Annotated in this window: 4 protein-coding genes; 1 reads left to right on the top strand and 3 read right to left on the bottom strand. The window is 69.8% G+C overall.

Annotation, left to right across the window (positions count from 1 at the left end; translation table 11 throughout):
- Positions 1 to 169: 169 nt before the first annotated feature.
- Positions 170 to 952: a S1 family peptidase gene (locus ACFV4G_RS36015; protein ID WP_380446406.1), complete on the bottom strand. Its 783-nt coding sequence runs from the start codon at positions 950 to 952 to the stop codon at positions 170 to 172.
- Positions 953 to 1195: 243 nt separating this feature from the next.
- Positions 1196 to 3439 carry an RICIN domain-containing protein gene (locus ACFV4G_RS36010; protein ID WP_380446405.1) on the bottom strand — a complete coding sequence of 748 codons (2244 nt, stop codon included), beginning with the start codon at positions 3437 to 3439 and terminating at the stop codon, positions 1196 to 1198.
- Between the two features lie 448 nt (positions 3440 to 3887).
- Here ACFV4G_RS36010 and ACFV4G_RS36005 point away from each other — a divergent pair, with 448 nt between their 5' ends.
- A complete protein-coding gene (locus ACFV4G_RS36005) occupies positions 3888 to 5798 on the top strand; it encodes a putative Ig domain-containing protein (protein WP_380446404.1) in 1911 nt (636 codons plus the stop codon).
- Positions 5799 to 5873: 75 nt separating this feature from the next.
- On the opposite strand, the gene ACFV4G_RS36000 is transcribed toward ACFV4G_RS36005, so the two are convergent.
- Positions 5874 to 7139 (bottom strand): polymorphic toxin-type HINT domain-containing protein (locus ACFV4G_RS36000; protein WP_380446403.1); only part of this gene is annotated, 1266 nt, incomplete at its 5' end.

The following is a 7139-nucleotide window of genomic DNA, read 5'->3' as shown; positions in this document are numbered from 1 at the left end:
CCCCTGATCGCGGCCCCCCGCCGCGCCCCTGCCCCCCTCGCGGGGGGGGTTTTTAGCGAACCGGCGAAACACGGGTCGCGGGGGGGGCCGCCCCCCCCCCCCCCCGCCGCAGGAGAGCGGTTCAGCAGGAATGCCGTTCAGCAGGAGAGCGGTTCGGCAGGAGTGCGGTTCAGCTCGCCATGGTGCTCTGGATGAAGTCCTTGAACGCGGTCACGTTGGTGTAGATCGACGGATCGACCGCACAGGTGGGCGAGGTGCCGCCGGCGCGGCTGGTGGCGCCGAGCAGCCGCCACTCACCGTTGATCTGCGCGATCGCCGGGCCGCCCGAATCGCCGTAGCAGGCGCCCTGGTTGCTGCCGTCCGGGCCCTGCGGGTTGTTGACGCAGAGTTCGGAGGAGGCGTCGAAGCCCTCGGCGCAGCCGCTCGGGAGCAGGCTGGTGTCGAGTTCCTTGAGCTGGTCGGGGCCGTTGTCACCACCGGGCTGCGGCGTCTCCTGGCCCCAGCCGAGCAGCCGGGTGACGGTGCCGGCCGGCGCGCTGTCGGCGATCGCGATCGGGGTGGCCTGGACGGGGGCCGCGAGCTGGAGCAGGGCGATGTCGTTGTTGGTGCTGTAGTTCGGGTGCGGGACGACCCGGGCGAGCGAGGCCACCTCGCCGCCCGAGGTCCGGTCGCCCGAACCGACCCGGACGGTGAACTGGTCGGCCGTGCCGCCGGCCACGCAGTGTGCCGCGGTGACCGCCCAGGTGGGCGAGATCAGCGAGGCGCCGCAGATGTGCTGGCCGCCCTGTTGCAGCGAGACGATGAAGGAGTAGTTCTGCGACGCGCTGCCACCGCCGATGATCGGCGGGCTCGGCACGGGCGCGGCCGAGGCGCCGGTCCCGGGCGCGGCGAGCGCGAGCGCGGTGGCCGCAGCGGCGGCGGCGAGGATCCTGGGCAGCGGGAAGTACCTCATGGTGTGTCCTTGTCCGGCGGTGTGGGGCCGCCTCGTGGGGGGGGCGACATGGAACAGATATGGCATGTCCATGCCGAACTGCCCGCAAGGCTGGCCCCTGACGGCCCACCGGGGACACCCGCCGATCGGCGGGGAGAGCGCCGCTGATCGGAGTATTGCGCCGCCACGCCGCCACCCCGTCACGCGCGGCTCCCAGGGCCACCACCGGGCCCCGGGAGCCGCCGCCGTCCGACCGTCAGGGCCTCAGCCGATCACCCACCGCTGGAGCGCCGAGCCGGTGTCCGGCTGCTGCGTGACGAGCGCGCCGTCGCCCGTCGAGGCTGTGGTCAGCAGGAGGCCGCTCTTCTGCGACGCGAGCGTGTACCCGCCGCCCGCCACCTGCGTCGCGATCCAGCGCTGGTTGGCCGCGCCGGTGCAGGGCCACTGGATCACCTGGGCCCCGGCCGCCGTCGAACCGCCGCTGACGTCGGCGCAGAGCTTCGACTCGCCGTTCGCGAGCTGGTAGCTGCCGTCCGCCTGCCGGGTGAAGACCCAGTTCTGGTTCCGGCCGCCGTTGGGCGTCCAGGTGACGAGCCGGGTGCCCTGGCCGGTGGAGTGGGCCGGGTCGTCCAGCGCCTTGCCCGAGGCCACCACCGTGCGGGTGCCGTCGAGCCCGGTGCCGGCCGGGCCGAGGGCGGTGAGCGTCAGGGTCTGCTCCGCCGCCGTCCGCGCGCCGCCGACCGTGCTGCCGCTGCGGTCGGTCCAACTCCGGTTCGGGGTGGTCTCGGTGAGCCGGTAGGCGTTCGCCGAGAGTCCGAGGACGAGGCCGCTGTAACGGTTCACGATCCGCAGCGCGCCGGTCGCGGTGCCGTCCGCCGCCGCGCCGGGCACGAGCCACCACTGCTGCCCGACCGTCGGCCCGCCGGCCGGAGCCGCGCCGAGGACGGGCCGGGCTCCCCACGAACGCCCGCTCACCGAGCCCGAGTCGACCCCGAGCAGCTGCCCGGTCGAGCCGTTGGCGATCCGGTACGAGCCGTCGCCGTTCGCCGCGAAGGTCCAGGACTCCAGCGGCGAGCCGGTCGCCGCGACCAGCGAGGTGGTGTCCGGGCCGCCCGCGGCCTGCGCGAGGACCCGTCCGTCCGCGTTCGCGATCCGGTACGCCCGGCCGGGGTCGACCGGCGGCGCGGCGGGCGCCGACGGGTCGATCGTGACCGGCACGTACTCGCCGTCCGCCCCGCCGGAGCAGCCGAACGCGCAGTAGGCGCGGAAGGTCCGCCCGACGATCGCCGAGCTCGTCCGGTTGGCGCCGTCGAGGAACCAGCGGTACCAGGAGGCCGTGTGGTAGCCGCCGGTGTCGCCGATCGGCACCCACTTCTGGGTCGAGAGGTCGGCGGTGGCGTAGTAGTGCTGGGGCGCGTTGCCGCTCTGGTCGACGGCCTGCGGTTCGCCGATGTAGAGGCCGAGGTAGGCGTCGTAGGTGACGTCCATGACGAACAGCGGCGAGGTCGGGGGCATCGTCCCGGCGGCGATCTGCTGGGCCGAGGTCCCGGTGTTGGCCGGGTCGTACTCGTCGGCCGCCGCCGTGTACCCGGTGGAGTTGTCCGCGTCGACGGGCACCATGTTGCTCTCGCGGCCGCCGGTGCCGAGCTCGGTCCAGGCGCCGTCGTACCACTTCCGCCAGGAACCGGGCGCCATCTTGGAGGCGATCGGCGCGCGGGCCACGTGGGAGTGGAACGCCTTCCAGCCACCGTTCTTGTCGACGATCCGCGAGCCGTAGAAGACGTAGAAGTACCCGGAGGCGGTGTCGACGAGGAGCCGCTGGTCGCCGTCGCCGTAGGAGTAGGTCTCGTTGGGGAACTGCGCGGTGTCGCCCCGGCTCGTGCTGTACGGCGAGGTGATGACGTGGTCCCTGATCGCCCAGGTGCGGCCCTGGTCGGTGGAGACGGCGTAGTCGATGGCGTCGTAGTGGAGCCCGTCCCCGAAGGGCTGCGGGGTGAACTCGTTGTGCACCAGCCCGTACCAGTCGCCGGTGTCGGGGTCGACCCACACGCCGGACAGGTCGCAGTAGTTCTTCTGCGCGTACCCGCTGGCGCCGCCGGCGAACGTCGCGCCGCGCCCGGTGGGGCTGTTGTTGCAGCGCGAGGTCGTGTCGTCGTTCCGGTCGGCGGGGTCGGCCGGGTTGACGGCGCCGCTGATCGCGGCGGACCGGGTGGCGGTGTCGAAGTCGGTGCCGGTGAAGAAGTCCCAGTAGCGCGGGTCGTTCTTGCCGTACAGCGCGGCGGACTGCTGGAAGTAGAAGGTGCCGTCCTTGTCGACGTACGGGACGGCGGGGGTGTCGGTGGGGTGGGTGAAGGGCGTCGGCGCCCCGACCGTGACGGTGTAGGCGGCCGAGCCGTCGGGCTCGTCGGCCGAGGCCGCGGACGGCAGCGCGGAAGCGGTGACCGTGGCCGCGAGCAGGACCGCGGCGGTCAACAGGGTGGCGAGTCTGCGGGACGGGTGAGGGAACACGGGCACTCCCTGGCTCACTCTTGCTCAACTCTGCTTCAGTTCAAGCAACTTCGAGCACGACAGTGGCAGCAAGCGTCAGCCCGGTCAAGACTGCCGACACGCTCCGCGCCTCGACTTCACTGGATAAGTCCGGCCATCACTGAATAAGCAGCCCGTAATCTGTTGACGCAGGAAATCCGAGATCCCAACCGCACGCCCGCGTGCGGATTTTTCGAAAACGTTGTGTTCAGCTCAAAGCCCTTTACTCACCGGCCCGTTGACCCCCATTTCCGGGACCTGCTTTGCTGTGGCGTGGCAGGCTGCACCGCCCCCATCCCCCTCGTAGATCCGTGACCGACGATCCGTCGGATCACGTGCCGGTGCCGCCTGTTCTCCTCCGTCCTCACCCCGCACAGCCCCGCTGCCAACAGGCAGGCGGGTGGTCGGCATGAGAGAGGCTCCCCCCACCATGGGTATTTCCCGCACGCCCCACAAGGCGGGCAGACCGACCCGCAAGGCGAGAACGACGGTCCTGTCCGGCGTCGCGGCGCTGGCCCTCGCGGCCGCCGGATTCGCCTCCACCGCCGCACAGGCCCAGCCCGAGGCGACGAACCGGCCGAGCGCGTCGGCGGCGAACCCGTTCAGCCCCCAGTACCAGCACCCGTACCGGCACGGCGCCATGCCGACCATCGCGCAGAACGCCAAGATGAAGGCCTGGGCGGACACCCACGCCGGCACCGCGGCGACCGGTCCGCAGACGCTGTCGTACGGCGGCGGCACCAACGGCGTCGGCGTCCTCGACGGCCACGCCAAGGTCTACCTGGTCTTCTACGGCAGCCAGTGGGGCAGCCAGGGCACCAACGGCAGCGGCGACGCGACCTTCTCCGGCGACCCGGACGGCGCCGCCGCCGTCGCCCAGGAGATGTTCAAGGACATCGGCACCGGCGGCGAGCTCTGGTCCGCCGACCTCACGCAGTGGTGCGACGGCCCCAACGTCGCGTCCGGCGCGGTCAGCTGCCCGTCCAACGCCAGCTTCGTCCCGTACCAGAGCGGCGGCGTCCTGTCCGGCGTCTGGTACGACAACTCAGGCGCCTCGCCGAGCGCCGCCAGCGGCAACCAGCTCGGCCAGGAGGCCGTCAACGCGGCCGGCCACTTCGGCAACACCACGGCCGCGTCCAACCGCGACGCGTACTACGTGATCCTCTCGCCGACCGGCACCAACCCGGACAACTACCAGAACCAGTACTGCGCCTGGCACGACTACACGGGTGACACCACGCTCACCGGCGGCGCGGTCAACTCGCCCTACGGCGACCTCGCGTTCTCCAACCAGCCGTACAACATGGACTCCGGCGCCGGCTGCGGGGTCGGATTCATCAACTCCGGCAGCGGCACCCTCGACGGCTGGACGATGACGCTCGGCCACGAGTGGCACGAGACGATGTCCGACCAGTTCCCGGCCGGTGGCTGGACCAACCACGTGTCCGGCAGCAGCTACAACGGCCAGGAGAACTCCGACGAGTGCGCCTGGCTCTCCCCCGGCACCACGGGCGGCGCGGCCATGATCACCATGGGCACCGGCTCCTTCGCCGAGCAGGCCAGCTGGTCCAACGACACCAACTCCTGCGCCATCTCGCACCCGATCGTCGGCGGCGGCACCGGCCAGAACACGGTGACCGTGACCAACCCGGGCAGCCAGAGCGGCACCGTCGGCACGGCGGCGAGCCTGCAGATCCACGCCACCGACTCGGCCTCCGGCCAGGCGCTCACCTACTCCGCCACCGGCCTGCCGGCCGGCCTGTCGATCAACTCCTCGACCGGCCTGATCTCCGGCACCCCGACCGCCGCCGGCACCTCGTCCGTCACCGTCACCGCCAAGGACAGCACCAACGCCTCCGGCAGCGCCTCCTTCGGCTGGACCGAGAGCACCGGCGGTGGCGGCGGCAACGCCATCACCAACGGCGGCTTCGAGACCGGCAACCTGTCCGGCTGGACCTCGGCCGGCTCCACCTCCGCCTCCGGCTCCGCGGCGCACAGCGGCGGGTACGGCGCGATGGTCGGCTCGGCCAACCCGAGCACCACCTCCTCGATCGCCCAGACGTTCACCGCCCCGGCCGGCTCCAGCAGGCTCTCCTTCTGGTACAGCAACACCTGCCCGGACACCGTGACCTACGACTGGGCCACCGCCACCCTGAAGGACAACACCACCGGCACCACCACGACGGTCCTCGCCAAGACCTGCGCCGCCACCTCCGCCTGGGTCAACAAGACCGCGGCCGTGACCCCGGGCCACAGCTACACCCTCACCCTGACGAACCGCGACGACAACTACCCGGGCGACCCGACCTACACCTACTACGACGACGTGACCGTCTCCTGACGCCCACCTGATCGTCCGCGCCACCGACCCTTGCCGGGGGGGGGCCCCCAACCCCCCCCCCCCCCCGAATTCAATCTATGGAATAACTCTGGGAACTGCCACCGTCCCCTGCATATTGGCCGGCCACCACGGAGGTGGCCATTGTCCCGAGTAGTTCGGCGGCGGATTCAGCGGAGCCACCCTGTCACGCTTGGAGCTGTTGCAGAATGTGCAAGCGGGCGTGGTGTTCGCGTCCGTGAGGTCTCCACCGTTAATCCGCGGCTCCACGTGATCTATCGGCACCGCGACGTTCGTGCGGCAGTATGAACACAGCACTTGATTGAGCGGCGGGTGCCACTGTACTCCAGTTCCATACTCTGCACGCATGGTTGTCGGGATGGTCTGGTAAGCGCCTGGCCCGCCGCTTGATCCTCCTGGAATATCGTGGACCGATAGTCCAGGCACGGAACAGGCTCCCTGGTTAGGGAGGTTAATGTTATGCACCAGGACCGGCGTGGTCCCCGCCAGTACATAGTACGTGTGGAGGTTGGCGACGGTCAGGTTGTGGGCGGTTTGGGGTGCTGTGGTGTAGGTGCGGGTTGCGAGGAGGACGACCAGTCCGTGATCCGGAGTCTGGAGCTGGTGGCCGACTTGCAGGTCCTGGGCGTTGGTCCAGGTCTTGGTTGTTTCGTCCCAGTAGGGGTGGTGGGCGGTCGAGGTCAGGGTGTTGGTTGTTTGTGGGCTGGTCTTCCCCTCGGGGGTGGACAGGGTCAGTTGCGTGAACTGGGTGTCGTTGGGGGTGACGATTTTGGCGGTGACGGGTTCGGGTGCGGTCTTGCCGGTTTGAGGGTCAGTGGCCGTGACGGTATCGTCGGGCTTGATGTCGCCGATGGCCTTAGTGGTTCCATCGGCCATCAGGACTGGTGTATCGGCTGGGAAGCTGTTTGAGCATGGCTCGCTTGCTCCTCCGAGCTTCTCGCCGATTTTGTGCGTTACTGCCGCTATAAGGAGAAGGCCCGTGACCTCTCCGGCTAGGTATTCTCCCTGACCGCTTTTGATCTGATCGGTGATCTGCCTGGCGGCTTCAGCTTGCTGCATCGGGGACTTGATAGCCGCAACAATTGGAATGGAGTTGACAATGTCCATCCCGAACGACTTGCAGGAGTTCCCATTCCCGGTCACGCAGCCCGCGAGGTCCTTGTAGGGCTGGACCACGGCCTTGGCGGTACCGACAATGACGGACTTGAAGCCCTTGTAGAACTCGCTCTCGTCGTGGATGACCGCCATGGGCTTCGATACACCGGGGTGCTTGGTGATCTGGGCCTTGACCCACTGGTTGGTGACGTTCTGGGTGTCGTCCTT

The sequence above is a fragment of the Kitasatospora sp. NPDC059747 genome (genome assembly GCF_042732955.1).
Lineage (GTDB): Bacteria > Actinomycetota > Actinomycetes > Streptomycetales > Streptomycetaceae > Kitasatospora.
This window is presented reverse-complemented; position numbering and strand designations above follow the sequence as displayed.